The organism is uncultured Rothia sp. (assembly GCF_916049665.1).
GTDB lineage: Bacteria > Actinomycetota > Actinomycetes > Actinomycetales > Micrococcaceae > Rothia.
In genome coordinates, this window is record NZ_CAJZIE010000054.1 from 1 (window position 1) to 16,840 (window position 16,840).

9 protein-coding genes are annotated in these 16,840 nt (G+C 60.1%); 8 read left to right on the forward strand and 1 reads right to left on the reverse strand.

Annotated elements, in window-relative coordinates; all coding sequences use genetic code 11:
* The first annotated feature begins 769 nt into the window (after positions 1–769).
* The 3 genes from QZ540_RS06290 (at position 770) to QZ540_RS06300 (ending at position 5,869) form a co-directional block, all read left to right on the forward strand.
* Positions 770–1,543, forward strand: a complete 774-nt coding sequence (locus tag QZ540_RS06290) for an MBL fold metallo-hydrolase (RefSeq protein WP_294628516.1) — start codon at positions 770–772, stop codon at positions 1,541–1,543.
* 155 nt (positions 1,544–1,698) lie between these two features.
* Positions 1,699–4,587, forward strand: a complete 2,889-nt coding sequence (uvrA, locus tag QZ540_RS06295; protein ID WP_294628517.1) for an excinuclease ABC subunit UvrA — start codon at positions 1,699–1,701, stop codon at positions 4,585–4,587.
* A 142-nt stretch (positions 4,588–4,729) separates the two neighbouring features.
* Positions 4,730–5,869 (forward strand): GNAT family N-acetyltransferase, encoded by a 1,140-nt coding sequence (locus QZ540_RS06300; RefSeq protein WP_294628518.1) that lies wholly within the window; start codon positions 4,730–4,732, stop codon positions 5,867–5,869.
* A 156-nt stretch (positions 5,870–6,025) separates the two neighbouring features.
* On the opposite strand, the gene QZ540_RS06305 is transcribed toward QZ540_RS06300, so the two are convergent.
* Positions 6,026–7,525, reverse strand: a complete 1,500-nt coding sequence (locus tag QZ540_RS06305) for a glycoside hydrolase family 1 protein (protein WP_294628520.1) — start codon at positions 7,523–7,525, stop codon at positions 6,026–6,028.
* A 142-nt stretch (positions 7,526–7,667) separates the two neighbouring features.
* Between QZ540_RS06305 and QZ540_RS06310 the strand changes: the two genes are divergently transcribed.
* The 5 genes from QZ540_RS06310 to thrS all read left to right on the forward strand — a co-directional run bounded on the left by QZ540_RS06310 (position 7,668) and on the right by thrS (position 15,608).
* Positions 7,668–8,366, forward strand: coding sequence for a lipoyl protein ligase domain-containing protein (locus QZ540_RS06310; protein WP_294628522.1), 699 nt, complete (start codon positions 7,668–7,670; stop codon positions 8,364–8,366).
* 69 nt (positions 8,367–8,435) lie between these two features.
* Positions 8,436–9,326, forward strand: coding sequence for a fumarylacetoacetate hydrolase family protein (locus QZ540_RS06315; protein WP_294628524.1), 891 nt, complete (start codon positions 8,436–8,438; stop codon positions 9,324–9,326).
* A gap of 869 nt (positions 9,327–10,195) precedes the next feature.
* Positions 10,196–12,910 carry a Rib/alpha-like domain-containing protein gene (locus tag QZ540_RS06320; RefSeq protein WP_294628526.1) on the forward strand — a complete coding sequence of 905 codons (2,715 nt, stop codon included), beginning with the start codon at positions 10,196–10,198 and terminating at the stop codon, positions 12,908–12,910.
* Positions 12,911–13,028: 118 nt separating this feature from the next.
* Positions 13,029–13,442 (forward strand): helix-turn-helix transcriptional regulator, encoded by a 414-nt coding sequence (locus QZ540_RS06325; RefSeq protein ID WP_294628528.1) that lies wholly within the window; start codon positions 13,029–13,031, stop codon positions 13,440–13,442.
* 132 nt (positions 13,443–13,574) lie between these two features.
* Positions 13,575–15,608 carry a threonine--tRNA ligase gene (gene thrS / locus QZ540_RS06330; RefSeq protein WP_294628531.1) on the forward strand — a complete coding sequence of 678 codons (2,034 nt, stop codon included), beginning with the start codon at positions 13,575–13,577 and terminating at the stop codon, positions 15,606–15,608.
* Positions 15,609–16,840: the final 1,232 nt, after the last annotated feature.

The following is a 16,840-nucleotide window of genomic DNA, read 5'->3' on the forward strand; positions in this document are numbered from 1 at the left end:
GAGGGTGTGATGTTATTGTTTTGTAATAAAACCTCTGCTTTAGGGGGTACCTACAGGCGTAAAACAGACCAATTGATTTTGCCCTCGCGCGAATAATTGTGCAGATTTTGAACGGTGAGCGGTACATTTTTTCCGGTTAATGAAGTTGCAACTACTTGAAGATACTTTTACCTTAACCCTCTACTTCCGCGGAATATCGGGCTAAAACCGGGTATTGAGCCTTCAAGATTGGTGAGCATGAAGCTCAAGTTAAAGGTGCACTAAAGTGCCAAATGAGGGAAAATCTAAAATTATTTTGGGTGAAATAAGTCACACTTAAAGTCGAAAAAAATGAAATTGGTACGTATGGATACCCTAAAAAACACCCATTTTTATTACAGAACGATTACATTGAGACTCAAGTCACTAAAACCGGCTCTCCGTACCAAATTGAGTGGTAAAACAGTCCCCAAAAAGTTCGCTACTATTGAGTCATCAAGTAATCGTGAGATTTCCAAAGTCCTCGGGTTGCTTGTGTTTGAGTGAGTGATAGATACCCCTGGGTGTCATGAGAAGCGACTGTGTATCGATGCGCAGTCGCTTCTCTGTTTAACTTTTGAATTTCACCGGAGCCTCATCCGCGCTGAGTCTAATCTGTGCTGAGCTTGCTTCGCAGACTGTTCCATATGCGTCCCTCACATGCATCCCGCGCATTCAATGCCGAATGCGCTCATAGGGGAGTGTTACGCATAGGTGCCTGTTGCATCGCCACAACCCCTACACTGGAACTATGACTACTTACCCCGAACCCACCCTTATCTTCGAGAACCCCGAGCTGACCGTCCGCGCGCTCAGTGTCTCCGAGATGGACAATAGCGTCTACCTCATTACCATGCGCGCTACCGGAGAGCAGGTGCTCATTGACCCCGCGGCCGAGGCAGAAGAGCTCTACGCCTTCACCCTCGACGCGCTCCTGAATGACTGCCCGCAGCTCGAACTGACCGACTCTGAGGACCGCCGCGTGCGCGTCATGGAGAAGGAAGAGGACTTCAACTCCCTCAAGCCTCGCGCTATCGGCCTGACCGGCATCCTCGTTACTCACGGCCACTGGGACCACATCCGCGCTATTAAGGAGCTCGACCACCTCACCGGTGCCGTTACCTCCGCGGGCGCGGCTGATGTTGCCGAGATTAAGGAGCTGGAAGATTACACCGTCGAAGAGGAGCTGACCGGCGGCGAGAGCTTTGACTTCTACCTCTCCGACACCGTCATTCGCGCCCTGCACGTGCCCGGCCACACCCCCGGATCCATCGTCTATACCCTCGAAACCACCTGGGAAGACGGCACCCCCGCAACCCTGCTGTTCACCGGTGACGCTCTCTTCCCCGGCGGCGTGGGCAAGACCGACTCCCCGCAGCAGTTCGGTGAACTCTTCTCCAACGTGCTCGAAAAGCTCTTCGGCGGTTTCGAAGACGACGCAATCGTGCTGCCCGGACACGGCCGCTCCACCACCCTCGGCGACGAGCGCCCCCACCTGGAAGACTGGGGCACCCGCGGCTGGTAAACCGCGCCCGAGGAATTGCACCTGACGAATTGCGCCTCCTAGTCCGCCTCATATAAGTACTGCACCCTCATGCCTTCACCTGCCGCATAATCGCGCCGGTGAACGGCGTGAGGGTGTAGAATTTAAGTTCGAAGATTAAGACGAAAGGATTTTCGATGACACCCCGTCCGGCACACGGAAGCACCGCGCTCAAACCCAATGACCTGACCAGTATTCGTGTGCAGGGTGCCCGAGAAAACAACCTCAAGAACGTAGACCTGACCATCCCGCGCGATGCGATGGTTGTCTTCACCGGCCTTTCCGGCTCCGGCAAGTCCTCCCTTGCCTTCGACACCATCTTTGCGGAGGGTCAGCGCCGCTACGTCGAGTCGCTGTCCTCCTACGCGCGCATGTTCCTGGGCCAGGTCGACAAGCCCGACGTCGACTTCATCGAGGGTCTCTCCCCGGCGGTGTCCATCGACCAGAAGTCCACCTCCAAGAACCCGCGTTCGACCGTCGGTACCATCACCGAAATCTACGACTATATGCGTCTGCTCTGGGCGCGCATCGGCCACCCGCACTGCCCCGAATGTGGCGAGGAAATCACCCAGCAGACCCCGCAGCAGATTGTGGACATTCTGCAGGAGTACCCCGAACGCACCCGCCTGCAGATTCTCGCGCCCGTCGTCAGCGCACGTAAGGGCGAGTTTGTGGACCTCTTCAAGGACCTGCTCACCCAGGGCTACTCGCGCGCCCGCGTGGACGGCGAAACCGTGCAGCTCTCCGACCCGCCCAAGCTCGCCAAGCAGTACAAGCACACCATTGAGGTGGTCGTCGACCGCATCGTCATTAAGGACGGTATTCACCAGCGCCTAACCGACTCCATCGAAACCGCGCTCAAGCTTGCCGACGGCCGCGTGCTCATCGACTTCGTGGATCGCGAGCAGGACGACCCCGAACGCACCCGCTCCTTCAGCGAAAACCTCGCCTGTCCCAATAACCACCCGCTGCAGATTGACACGATCGAGCCGCGCGCCTTCTCCTTTAACTCGCCGTTCGGCGCGTGTAGCGCCTGCGATGGCATCGGCTCGCGCCTGGAAGTCGACACCGAACTGCTCGTACCCAACCCCGACCTGACCCTCGGCGAGGGCGCCATCGCCCCCTGGTCACAGGGCAAGGCAACCACCGAATACTGGCTGCGCCTGCTCGCCGGCCTGGGGGAAGAGCTCGGCTTCGACCTGAACACCCCCTTCAAGGACCTGCCCGCCAAGACCCGCGCCGCCATCCTAGACGGCAAGGACTACAAGGTTGAGGTCTCCTACCGCAACCGCTTCGGCCGCGAACGCCGCTACACCTCCGGATTCGAGGGCGTGAAGGCCTACATCAAGCGCAAGCACGAAGAAACCGAATCGGACTTCGCCCGCGACCGCTACGAACAGTACATGCGCCAGGTCGCCTGCCCCTCCTGCGGTGGCGCGCGCCTGAACCCGACCATCCTCGGCGTGAAGGTCGGCGGCAAGTCCATCGCAGAGGTTACCGACCTGTCCCTCGCTGACGCGCTCGCCTTCGTGCGCGGCCTGCAGCTCAGCGCCCGCGAAGCCAAGATTGGCGAGCAGGTCCTCAAGGAAATCGACGCGCGCCTGCAGTTCCTGCTGGACGTGGGCCTGGACTACCTGACCCTCTCGCGCTCCGCCGGTACGCTCTCCGGCGGTGAGGCGCAGCGCATCCGACTCGCCACCCAGATTGGTTCGGGCCTGGTTGGCGTGCTCTACGTGCTCGACGAGCCCTCTATCGGTCTGCACCAGCGCGATAACCGCCGCCTCATCGAAACCCTCACCAAGCTGCGCGACATGGGCAACACCCTCATCGTGGTCGAGCACGACGAAGACACCATGCGCGAGGCCGACTGGATTGTGGACGTCGGGCCCGGCGCGGGCGAGCACGGCGGCGAAATCGTGCACTCCGGCAGCTTCGAGGAGCTGCTGAAGAACACCAAGTCCATCACCGGCGACTACATGGCTGGCCGCCGCCGCATCGAGGTGCCCGCCTCCCGCCGCCCCGTGGACAAGAAGCGCCAGCTGACCGTGCGCGGCGCCCGCGAAAACAACCTCAAGAACGTGACCGTGTCCTTCCCGCTGGGCGTGTTCACCGCGGTGACCGGCGTGTCCGGCTCGGGGAAATCCACCCTCGTCAACGACATCCTGTACACCTCCCTGGCGAACAAGCTTAACGGCGCCAAGCAGGTGCCCGGCCGCCACAAGAGCATCGACGGCCTGGAACACCTGGACAAGGTCATTCACGTGGACCAGTCGCCCATCGGCCGCACCCCGCGCTCGAACCCCGCCACCTACACCGGCGTGTTCGACCACATCCGCAAGCTGTTCGCAGAGACCAGCGAAGCGAAAATGCGCGGCTACACCCCCGGCCGATTCTCGTTCAACGTCAAGGGTGGCCGCTGCGAGGACTGCTCCGGCGACGGCACCCTGAAGATTGAAATGAACTTCCTGCCGGACGTGTACGTGCCCTGCGAAACCTGCCACGGCAAGCGCTACAACCGCGAAACCCTCGAAGTGCACTACAAGGGCAAGACCATTGCCGACGTGCTCGAAATGCCCGTGGAGGAGGCCGCCGAGTTCTTCGCCGCGTTCACCCCGATTGCGCGCCACCTGAACACCCTCGTGGATGTGGGCCTGGGCTATATTCGCCTGGGTCAGCCCGCAACCACCCTCTCCGGCGGTGAGGCGCAGCGCGTGAAGCTCGCAACCGAACTACAGAAGCGCTCCAACGGCCGCTCCATCTACGTGCTGGACGAGCCGACCACCGGTCTGCACTTTGAGGACATCCGCAAGCTGCTCGCCGTGCTGCAGTCGCTGGTCGACAAGGGCAATAGCGTCATCACCATCGAGCACAACCTGGACGTGGTCAAGTGCGCCGACTGGATTATCGACATGGGCCCCGAAGGCGGTAGCGGCGGCGGCACCGTCATCGCCGAGGGCACCCCGGAGCAGGTGGCTCAGGTGAAGGGTTCGCACACCGGCGCCTTCCTGGCGGAAATTCTGAAATAGCGTAAGCAGCCCGACCCCGCACCCGTGTGGCGTGCAGGGTCGGGCTGAGACCGTATTGCCGCCCCGTCTCCCCGTCGATGACACTGCGGCGAGCGGTGACCGCATCTCAACCAAAAACTCAATGACGAACGAGAGGACCCCCGTGAACACCGAAGATCGCGTCAAAGCAGCCCAAGCCAAGCTCGCCGCCCTCGGCGCGCGTCGGGGAGGTGTGAATCGCGGCGCCGTGACCACCCTGGACCGGGCACGGCACATCCTGCACACCCAGCTGGAGGCGGACTTCTGCCAGGCACCCGGCTCGATTAGCCGCGCCCTTCAAGAGCTACGCGACTACCCGGAAGCCGAGAGCCTGCCGCTGCTCGCCACCGTGCAGCCTCCCTCCGAGAAGATGGGTGCCGCACGCCGCCGCAACGACGACATCTGGGAGCTGCGCGTTGCCAACTACGCGAGCGTCGGCATTCTCTGCGCTAAGCATCCGCGTGTGCTGGAGAAGGCGATTGACTACATGCTCGGCGACCAGTCGAACTGGTTGGGTGACTATGCGCAGCTTCGCCAGCTCAACGAACTGCTCACCCCCTACACCCAGCAGGTCAGCGGCACCAGCATCTACTACACGCCCGGCCGCGCCCTGCTGAACTCGGTCGTACCCGAGGGTGTGCAGGCGCAGGAGGTCAAGTGCGCCGTGCCCGGTGTGGGTATGATGCGTCGCGTTGACCCCGCCGAGCTGAAGGCGGCGTTGCTTGCCGAAATCACCGGCGAGCGCACCATCCGCAGGGAAGCAAACGCTTCCGCGGGTGCGCTTGAGGTTGACCCGCAGGACACGCAGGCGCGCGTAACCCACCTGCGCGTGGAGTTGCTGGACGCTGAACAGTTTGAGCGTTTCCGCGGGGATAAACGCTACTCGAACGCCCTGGGCTTTAGTGAACGCCGCCCGGACGTGCTGGTGCTTGCCGCATACCCGGTGGACGAGGATACATCTGATGCACCCACAGCGGGGGAGAGCCCCGCGCTCGCAGACCCTATCGCTATGGTTGGCCTGAGCGATGATTCGCCGATTATGCGCCAGATCGGTATTGACGTGCTGCCCGCCTGGCGTGGTGCCGGCATCGCCAGCGTGCTGGTACGTGATGCGGCACGCTTGACCCTGGCGGAAGGGTACCTGCCGTTCTACGGTACGAGCCCGTCGCACATGCTATCGCAGAGGGTTGCGATGAACGCCGGGTTGGTGCCGACCTGGTGGGAGTATGTGTCCACCAGCCTGAACGACCTACCCATGGACTAGATTTGCCTACAGACTAGAGCCGCCCGCGCTAGGCATAACAGGCACTAGACAAACAGCATATGCGCGAAAGCCCCCGAGATCAGAATCTCGGGGGCTTTTTGCTGCTGAGTTTCGCGTGTTAGCCGCGCGGGGGTTTAGCGTCTAGAGCCTTACCAGTTACAGCTCCGCGCCGTTGCTGGCAATCACCTCGCGGTACCAGTGGAAGGACTTCTTGCGGTAGCGCGCCAGGGTGCCGGTGCCGTCGTCGTTGCGGTCCACGTAGATGAACCCGTAGCGCTTGGACATCTGCGCGGTGGAGGCGCTAATCATGTCGATGCAACCCCAGGTGGTGTAGCCGAGCACGTTCACGCCGTCCTCAATCGCCTCGCGTACCGCGTGCAGGTGCTGGCGCAGGTAGTCGATGCGGTAGTCATCCTCCACGGTGAGCTCACCGTTCACTTCGACCAGTTCGTCGCGGGCACCCAGGCCGTTCTCCACGATGAATAGCGGCTTCTGCCAGCGGTCCCAATACTGGTTGAGGACCACGCGCAGGCCGGTCGGGTCAATCTGCCAGCCCCATTCGCTGGCAGATAGGGTCGGGTTCGCCACGCCGCCGAGGATGTTGCCCTCGCCGCGCTCGCCTCGTGCCGGGTCGCCGGTCGCGCAGGTGGACATGTAGTAGCTGAACGACACGAAATCCACGGTATTCTTCAGATCCTCGCGGTCCTGTTCGGTGATGTTCAGCTCCACGCCCTTCTCACGCAGGGCACGCAGGAAGTAGCCGGGGTATGCGCCGCGCACGTGCACGTCACCGAACGCGAAGTTCGCCTGTTCCGTCTGCATGGCGGCGAGCACGTCGGCGGGGTCGGGGGTGAGCGGGTAGGTGGGCATGGCAAGAATCATGCAGCCGATCTGCGCGCCGGGTGCCAGTTCGCGTGCCGCAGCGGTGGCGCGTGCGGAGGCGACCAGCTCGTGGTGCATCGCCTGGTACAGGTCGGCGTCGCTGAGCTGATCCGCCGGGGTGTTAATACCGCCGGACATGAACGGCAGGTGCAGCATAGAGTTGATTTCGTTGAAGGTCAGCCAGTACTTCACACGCTTGCCGTAACGGGCGAACACGGTGCGGGCGTAGCGCTCGTAGAAGCCGATGAGCTCGCGGCTGGTCCAGCCGTTGTACTGTTCGACCAGGTGCAGCGGGGTTTCGTAGTGGCTGAGGGTGATGAGCGGTTCCATGCCGTGCTTTTCGAGCTCGTCGAGCACGCGGTCGTAGAAGGCGAGGCCCGCCTCGTTCGGGGTTTCTTCGTCGCCGCGGGGGAAGATACGCGACCAGGCGATGGAGAAGCGGAAGACCTTGAAACCCATCTCCGCGAGCAGGGCGATGTCTTCGCGGTAGCGGTGGTAGAAGTCGATGCCTTCCAGCTTGAGGTTGTCCTCGGTGGGTTCTGCGGTGCGCGGGTGCAGGCCGCCGGCGGGCAGCACATCCTGCAGGCTGGGGCCCTTGCCGTCTTCGTTCCAGGCGCCCTCGAACTGGTTGGCGGCGGTGGCGCCTCCGAAGAGGAACCCGGCGGGGAATGCGCCGAGCGGCTGCGGCTCGGTCAGCGCCGGGTTGGTGCGCTGTTCAGTGCTGACGCGGGGTAGCGCGGTGGTTTGGGCGGTGATGTGCTGGTCCTGATGCACGGCATTCTCCAAGGTGTTTTGGGTCTTTCTTCTACCCTAGCGGAGGGGGTGGGGGATTACTAGGTTTTAGCTACCCGGGTGGGCGTTTTCGCATTGTGGGGAGACGTGGGAGCTGTGGCGAGCGTAACCGTAAAATAGGAACGTGCAGATTATTCGAGAGACCGGTGCAGAGTCCGGCGATATCCTCATTCACCACGACCAGACGGTGCAGATGCTCCGCGAGGTGGCAACCGGCAAGCGTGAAGCCACTTTGCGCATGTATCAGCCGAACCCGACGGTCGCGTTCGGCCGCCGTGACGAGCTGAACCCCGGCTTCGCGGAGGCGTCCGCGGCGTGCGCCGAGCACGGCTTTGAGGTGCTGGTGCGCAAGGTTGGCGGGCATGCCGCCGCGTACCATCAGGGGTGCCTGGTCGTGGACCATTTTCAGCCCGCTTCCGACGCCCGCAGCGGCAACACCCTACGCTACGAACTGTTCGGCTCCATGTACGCGCAGGCACTGCGCGAGGTCGGCGTGGATGCGCGCATGGGCGAGATTCCGGGGGAGTACTGCCCCGGCGAGTATTCGGTGCACGCGCAGCTTCCCGCCTCCGCAGGTGGTGGCCGCATTAAGCTGGTCGGCACCGCCCAGCGCGTGGTGACCGGCGGCTGGTGGTTCAGCACCGGCATCGTGGTCTCTGATTCTGCGCCGCTGCGGGCGGTCACCGCGGATGTGTACCGTGCCCTCGGCATGGACCTGGACCCCGCCACGGTTGGCGCGGCGCAGGACGCGAACCCCGCCCTGCTCATGGAAGACCTGGAAGACGCCATCGTTGAAGTGTACGCCCAAAACGGCTTTCACTAGGTTGTTTTATTTCTGACTTTTATCCGTACCTTAATTCGATATATCCCCACCTGAAGCGAAGGAGCATCCATGCGTTGGGCACAGATTAAAGACTCGAAGGGCAGCCGCGCGGTCTGCTTCTTTGAGGAGACCGTGTACGAGCTTCCGGCGAAGCTCAGCCCGCTACTGAATTTCTACAGCCGGTTCCGCCTGAACTTTGGCGACCCGAAGAACGCCGTGGCAATCCTGAAGGAGAACGGCGCGACCGTCATGGGTCACGGCGAGGAACTGTGGAACTCCCTGCCGTTTATTCGCCCGCTGGATAAGCCCGGCAAAATCGTGTGCGCCGGCTTGAACTACCGAGACCACGCCGCAGAAATGAACCTTGAGGTGCCCGAGTACCCGGCACTGTTTGCGAAGTTCCCGAACGCCCTGATTGGTCCCGGCGAGCAGATCCGCATGCCCGCCGATGACGGCACCGGCAGTACGAAGGTCGACTGGGAGGTTGAGCTCTGCCTGGTCGTGGGCGCTCGCCTGCGTAACGCCACGGAGGAGCAGGCGCTTGATGCCCTGATGGGTTACACGGTCATGAATGATGTGTCGGTGCGTGACTGGCAGGGCCGTTCTTCGGAGTGGTTCCAGGGCAAGAACTGGGACGCGATGACTCCGTTTGGTCCGGTGATTGTGAGCGCCGATGAGGTTGACCCGGTTGCCGGTCTGGAGCTCGTCTGCGAGGTGGACGGCGTGGTGCGTCAGCGCGGCACGACGGCGGATATGGTGTTCACTCCGGCGCAGCTGCTGTCCTATATTTCTCGGTTTATGACCCTGGAGCCGGGTGACCTGGTGGCAACCGGTACGCCCGCCGGGGTTGGGCTGTCGCTGCATCCGCGTCAGTGGTTGAAGCCGGGGCAGACGGTGCGCACCCGTATTGAGGGTATTGGTGAGCTGGTGAATGTCTGCTCGGAGGCGGGTGCGCTGTAGCTATTCGGTAGCTCTGTGAGTAACCGCTATTGAACCCACCTGAACCCACGGAGGCGGGTGCGGCACCTGCTATTGGGTGCACTGGAAGGCACCTATAAATGAATACTTATGCACCCCGCATGTGTTTTTGAGGCGCATGCGGGGTGTTTCTATGCCTTCTAAAGCTCCCGGTGAGCGGCTTGGGATTCCTCTAGTGCGCAGCGGAGAGTGCCTTGAGTGGGGGAGTGTGGCGAATGTATGGTTACGCACTGTTAAACACATGAAAACTTTAAACTTTGAGCTAAATTTTAGGGTTTTGGGTGGGTTTTGTGGGTCTGTGGAGGTGAAGCAATGCATGTGCCCCGACTGCAGATCTGGCCCAAAAGCTGTCGGTTGAGCACACGAAACCCCCTGTTTCAGTGACTGAGACCATATCTACCCAGAGTGCAGAATTCCAAATTGTGGGCACGTGTGAGAAATTCAACAGAAGGTTTTGGCGCGTCATTCCGGGAACTTTGAGGTTGAAGGTTTAGTTTTCCGTGCGCGTTTTTCGTTTTTCTCAAGTTGCCCTCGCCTGACTAGGAATAAAGCCTAAACACCGCGGTGCAAATTTCGAAAGCCTGAACATCTATCAGTGCACGCGGGTGTAAAGAAATGTGACTCTAAACCTGAACCTTTAGCAAAAAATCAGTGCCCCGAATCACAAACTCGTTTTGCGTTCGCCCAAAAGACTATGTAGGGTATGGGGATTATCTGAGAGTTTCCTGAGAATTCCTGCCAGAAGATCAGGACCCACCCGGGCACACCCTCAGATGCATATTTCACTCACGTCCGTGTTTGTTCATACAAACGCACTCACTCAAACAAGCCGACACGAACGGAAGAAAAACATGACCATAACTGCATCCAAAAACCCGGCACAGCGTTCGGCAAACCGCCGCCGTGCCACCATCGCTGCCTCCGCAGCACTGGCAACCGTCATCACCGGCGCGAACCTCCCCGCGACCTTCGGTGCAACCGCCTCCACCCGCAATGTCTCCGGTACCACCTGCGTTGACGCAGGCTACCGCACCGTGCCGACCCTCGCGAACATCACCAACGTCGCCCCCGGTCCGACCTGCTACTGGAACCCCGATCAGCAGGCGCAGACCATCGACACTCTCGCACCGGTCAACTCCTCCCTCACCAAGGCGCAGCTGACCACCACCGAGAACACCTCGCCCCTGAGCGGCAAGCTCGCCAGCGACTCCTTCGCAGCGCAGAAGCTCACCGGCACCGAAGCCGTCGCAGCCAACAGTAGCGAAATCAGCCGCACCTTCCTCGAATACTCCGCCGATGCGGGTAACCACCCCATCACCACCGCCATCAACGCGGGCACCGTGAAGAAGGATCGCGCCCAGACCGTTGGCGGCCACGAGAACATCCCGACCCTCGCCGTGAACTCCGCGAACCCGCACCAGGAGTACGTCGAGGTCGTCTCCCGCGACAACCGCATCAACGCCAACGCGGAGAACAAGCGCATCCTGACCGGCGGCATCCCGATCCCGAAGTGGCTTGCCGAGGACCACGGCCTCTCCGGTGACCAGTCCGTCGCCCTGTACGACGAGGCAACCGGCATCTGGCGCTCCTACTTCAAGTTCGTCAAGGATGCAGACGCCCAGACCTACACCAGCACCGCCCGCGTGCAGGTTGGCGGCGGCAACGCGTCCACCCCCAAGAGCGCCAAGATTCAGTACGACAACGTCGGCCGCGGCAACGCAGGTCAGACCGTCACCATCAAGGCACCCGTCAGCATTGATGCGAAGTCCGGCAACGCCCGCACCTCCTACCCGATTGCTCGCGGCGCGAAGTTCCGCCTGGCGAAGAACGTGCCCGGCGCGTCCATCAACGAAAAAACCGGCGAGATTACCTACAAGATTCCCACCGGCACCCGCGGCACCGTGGACATCCCCGTGACGGTTGACTACCCGGCAACCTACCACGTGTCTTCCGGCGGCTACATGCTCGCTAAGCCGAACTTCGGCGGCGTGGGCGAAGACAACTACTGGCTGACCCTCAAGAACGGCACCTCCTCTGTGGTGGGCATGGCGAATGAGCTCACCCAGATTGGTGTGGACGAGCTCAAGGCGGGCAAGATCAACCACATGGTGTCCATCACCGCGGCGGACTACGCTGCACTGACTGCATCCTTCCCCGCGAAGGGCACCGACGGCAAGATTAACGCGAGCAAGTACCCGAACGCACCCCGCGCGGGTCAGCGCGGCTTCCTGCCCGCAAGCTTTGACGTGGAAGAGCACCTGGCAAACACCGGCCACGCCGACGACCAGCTCAGCCGCATGATCCTGACCGCGATGAAGGAGTACGGCTTCATCCTCGCGGACCACAACCTCTTCACCAACGCATTCAACCTGGAGGCGGCAAGCTCCTACGCGCCCTACGCCCGCCAGGGTAAGAACGTGTACAAGGAAGACCCGCAGCTGGCGGCAATGTTCGCAAGCTTCGTTCCCAGCGGCTTCACCGGCAACCAGTTCCCCTGGCAGCAGGTGCAGTGGATGCCCGTGAACTACACCGAGTCCGCTGAGAACACTGCACGCCGTGAGGGCACCCAGGTTCTGCCGCAGAGCAACAACCAGGCTGCCGACTCGAACGCTGACGCACACAAGATTGCACGCCCTGTGACCGTGCGCCGCTCCGCGGTGCGCACCCCCAAGGCGGAACGCATCAGCGACGCCGAGACCCAGAACGCAGCAGTGAACCAGTCTTCGGCGGCAGTGAAGTTCAAGTACCCCTCGAACGCCTACGGCAAGACCGGCACCGGCTCCGGCGTGATCTACCAGCCCGCTGAGCACCACGCCACCGTCTACTCCGGCGAGACTGCAGTCGCGCAGAGCGTGCACCAGTCGCACAAGGTTTCCCCGAACTACCGTTACGCCCGTGACTACAACTTCCAGGAAATCGAGCAGACCCCGAACTTCCGCCCCAGCCGCTGGGTCAACAAGGAGAAGGTCAACACTGCTGGCGGCCAGTTCTCCAGCGCGGAGACCGGCATCCGTTTTGCCTCCAACGGCAAGACCGGCACCTACTCGATCGACCTGAACACCCACGACGTCACCGGCACCACCTGGGACCTGCGCCGCGATAACGGTACGAACATCACCGTGAACCGCACCGACAAGGCACCGGCCCGCATGTCCGATGTGAAGGCGAAGAAGGGCTCCGCAGCGCAGCTGTACTCGATCCCGCTGAAGGTGCACGTGGTGGACAAGAACAGCCCCATCGCGCGTGAGGACTCCGTCTCCCTGTACTCGGGCACCACCCAGAACGTGGCGGTCCTGAACAACGACGAGGCATCCTTCGGCGCATACAGCCGCGGCGAGACCGTCAAGAAGCTGGAGTTGCTGAACCAGCGCGGCCAGGTCGTCAGCACATACAGCGACGAGTACGGCACCTACCGCGTGGTGACCCTGCCGGACGGCACCCAGGGCATCGCGGTTTCTGCAAAGTCCAAGCAGGGCTTCGCACCGCTGGTCCGTTACCGCGCAGTGACCGACAAGGGCGTAAAGTCCGCTGAGGGTTACCTGCAGGTGGCAGTCGCTAACCGCTAGCCGGACGCATCAGCGAGCACAAGCGCACATAGGGGAGAGGGGCACGCTCAAGAAAGCACGCCGTGCAGGCGTAACTTCCTTGACGTGCCCCCTTTCCTGTACATAAGGTGAAAATACTATGACTCAGAGCCAGCACACAGACCAGACCGAAACTAACACCACCCACACTGACCATGCATCGGATCATACCCACGAGGTGCCCACCAACGCGCCTCTCCTCGAAGGCAGCGGCCCCAAGGACTGGGAGGAACAGTTCGGCCCGTCCGTGGCGATTTTCTCTGCGCTCGCGAACCCGCTGCGCCTGGCGATTGCGCACCATCTGATGCACCGCCCGCACAGCGTGAGCGAACTGCACACGTGCCTGGGTATTTCGCAGCCGCTCGCTTCGCACCACCTGCGCATCCTGCGTGAGGCGCACGTGATTGACCGTGAGCAGCAGGGCCGCACCACTATTTACCGTCTGAAGGACGACCATATTAGCCACATTGTGGTTGACGTGTATGAGCATACGCGTGAGCATCATGCGGACTAGTTTGCCCTCAAGCTGAGCGTTTGCTGGGAGCCGTTGTAAGATGGTGTGTGTCCGTGCACCAGTACAGTGCGGAATAGTATGCGCACCCGCGGCGCCCCGAGTGGCACGCTTGCGCCTGAGTTAAGGAGACTTATGTCTGCCGCTGATTCTTCAGCAATTGTTATTAGCGTTTCTGGTGAGGAGCGCGAGGTCACCGCGAAGACTGCCGCTGAGCTGTTCGCTGACGACCCGAAGATCGTTGTGGCACGCGTGAACGGCGTGCTTGTTGATCTCTCCCACGAGCTGTCTGCTGGCGATTCCGTTGAGCCGGTTTTCATTCACGAGCCGGACGGCCTGAACGTTCTGCGCCACTCTGCTGCGCACGTGATGGCGCAGGCGGTGCAGGAGTACCGTAAGGACGCCAAGCTGGGCATTGGCCCGTACATTACTGACGGCTTCTACTTTGACTTTGATGTGGCTGAGCCCTTCACCCCGGAAGATCTGAAGAAGATCGAGAAGTCGATGATTAAGATCATCAAGTCCGGTCAGCTGTTCCGCCGCCGCGTGGTCACCCACGATGAGGCTGTTGCTGAGATGGCGAACGAGCCGTACAAGCTGGAGCTGCTCTCCCTGACCCAGGGCCCCGGTTCTGGTGCGGATGCTGCCGAGGGCGCATCCGTGGAGGTCGGCGAGGGTGAAATCACCATCTACGACAACGTGCACCCGAAGACCGGCGAGACCGTCTGGAAGGACCTCTGCCGCGGCCCGCACCTGCCGAACACCAAGCTGATCGCTAACGGTTACGCCCTGATGCGTGCCGGTGGCGCGTACTGGCGTGGTTCTGAGAAGAACCCCATGCTGCAGCGTATTTACGGTACCGCATGGCCGACTAAGGAAGAGCTGGTGGCGTACAAGGAGCGCATCGCTGAGGCGGAGCGCCGCGACCACCGCCGCCTGGGCCGTGAACTGGACCTGTTCTCCTTCCCGAAGAACATTGGCCCCGGCCTGCCGGTGATTCACCCTAAGGGTGGCGTGATTAAGCGCGAGATGGAAGACTACGTGCGTACCCGCCACATTCAGGAGGGTTTCCAGTACGTCAGCACCCCGCACATTTCGAAGGAAGATCTGTTCTACACTTCCGGTCACCTTCCGTACTATGCGGATGGCATGTTCCCGCCCATGGAGCTGGATAACGGTCACTACCGTCTGAAGGCTATGAACTGCCCGATGCACAACGAGATTTACCGTTCTCGTGGCCGTTCGTACCGTGAGCTGCCGCTACGTTTCTTCGAGTTCGGCACCGTGTACCGTGACGAGAAGTCCGGCGTGCTGCAGGGTCTGACCCGCGTGCGCATGATTACTCAGGACGACTCGCACTCGTATGTGACGAAGGAGCAGGCACCGGACGAGGTGCGTCACCTGCTGAAGTTCATGCTGAGCCTGCTTGAGGACTTCGGCATGACTGACTTCTACCTTGAGCTGTCCACCCGCGACACTGAGGGCGATAAGAAGGACAAGTTCATCGGTACTGATGAGCAGTGGGAGGAGGCTACCGCGGTTCTGGAGCAGGTTGCGAAGGAGACCGGCCTGGAGCTCGTCCCGGATCCCGGTGGAGCTGCGTTCTACGGCCCGAAGATTTCGGTTCAGGCGAAGGACGCGATTGGCCGTACCTGGCAGATGTCGACCGTTCAGTATGATTTCAACCAGCCGAGCCGTTTCGGTCTGGAGTACCAGGCTGCTGACGGCACCGTGCAGGAGCCGGTCATGATTCACTCGGCGAAGTTCGGCTCGATTGAGCGCTTCCTGGGTGTGCTGACTGAGCACTATGCGGGTGCGTTCCCGGCATGGCTGTCGCCGGTTCAGGTTATTGGTGTTCCGGTGGCTGAGGCGTTCAACGACTACATGACCGAGATCGCGGATAAGCTGCGTGCGCACGGCGTGCGTGTTGAGGTGGATTACGGTTCGGATCGCTTCACCAAGAAGATTCGTACTGCGTCTACTGAGAAGGTTCCGTTCATTCTGATTGCTGGCGGTGAGGATGCGGAGCACGGCGCTGTTTCGTTCCGTTTCCGCGGTAACAAGCAGGAGAACGGCGTGCCTGTGGATGAGGCTGTGGCACGTATTGTGGAGCATATCCGCAACCGCGTGAACGAAGACCCCAAGCCCAGCACTGAGGCTGCTGAGTAACACTAGGCTTTCTGGTCTAGCTTATATAGAAACCACCCCCTTTGCGGCGACAAGCTGCGGAGGGGGTGGTTTTTTGTGTGCCCTTTGAGGATGCGCGGGTGGAGGAGTGCGGTTGGGTGCAGAAAGTTGTGTTGTGGGGGAGTTTTTTAGCTCCAGAGTGCTAGCGTGGTAGTAAGGCGAACGTCCATAGTCATTCAGAAAATGGGTATCTGGATGGTCCTGAAAATGATGTATCGCTGTTGATTATTGAGGGAGCACGAGCGTATGAAGTCGAATAAGTATGTTCCTGTTGGGATGCTGTTCTTGATCCTGGCAATTATCTTGAACGTAGTGTCAAGTGTCAGCGACCTAGTGCTTGGAATTCTCTACGGTATCTCAATCGCAGTATTGATTATTGGACTACTTAATAGTCGAAAATGAATACTGCAATAGACAAAAGGGATCCGGCGGACTATCACATAAGATAGCTCGCCGGGTCCTTTCTCTATGCCGCTATGCGCTCACCCCTAATTAGCGGGTAGTGCGTTCCAGTAACTGCAACACGTTCTGATAGCTGTAGCCGGTGCAGGCTGACTGCAGTTGACCGTGGCCACCTAAGCTAGCGAACTGGCACCGAGCCTATATATAAGAACCCCCTGCGGCGACAAGCTGCGGAGGGGGTGGTTTTTGTGTGCTTTGAGGAGGCGAGAGTGGGGAAGTACGGGTGAGCGCAGAAAGTTGTGTTGCGGTGGAGTTATTCCTAGTCCAGGCAGGTGTCTTCGTGCTAATGTGAATGATGGTACTTACGTTCGTTGTCGTTCGGAGGTGCCGGTAACTGTACGATTCGGATAAGGACGTCTGAGGGGAGTTCAATCACAATATGTGTGCATGTTCCGTGAGACGCGTCTGATTACAAATTCGAGGGGGAAATACATAAAGAAATTTTCTGTCTACTAATGATGAAATATGTTGTCGTATTCAAATGAAAATTATATTGGATTAACACGGTGGAATCCGCGTAATTTTTAATTTGAATAAATTTTAACCGTACAAGGAGGTTGGGCTAATGAATGTCCAAAATCACAAAACTCAAAGCAGTAATGCCACCCTTAGACGATTCATGAATCAATTCTCTGACGATTTTGAATTAGATGAAAGATTGTCAGAGTATGAAAATACCGCTCTGTATACAAAAAAGTTTGAAATATTTACGGCTTTCTTGGCGTTACATAGTTTCTCCCCTCTTGTATTGA

Bases quoted from the DNA above. Each gene is read 5' to 3' on its own strand.
- QZ540_RS06290 (WP_294628516.1), top strand. From the start codon at position 770: ATGACTACTTACCCCGAACCCACCCTTATCTTCGAGAACCCCGAGCTG.
- uvrA (WP_294628517.1), top strand. From the start codon at position 1,699: ATGACACCCCGTCCGGCACACGGAAGCACCGCGCTCAAACCCAATGAC.
- QZ540_RS06315 (WP_294628524.1), top strand. From the start codon at position 8,436: ATGCGTTGGGCACAGATTAAAGACTCGAAGGGCAGCCGCGCGGTCTGC.
- QZ540_RS06320 (WP_294628526.1), top strand. From the start codon at position 10,196: ATGACCATAACTGCATCCAAAAACCCGGCACAGCGTTCGGCAAACCGC.
- QZ540_RS06325 (WP_294628528.1), top strand. From the start codon at position 13,029: ATGACTCAGAGCCAGCACACAGACCAGACCGAAACTAACACCACCCAC.
- thrS (WP_294628531.1), top strand. From the start codon at position 13,575: ATGTCTGCCGCTGATTCTTCAGCAATTGTTATTAGCGTTTCTGGTGAG.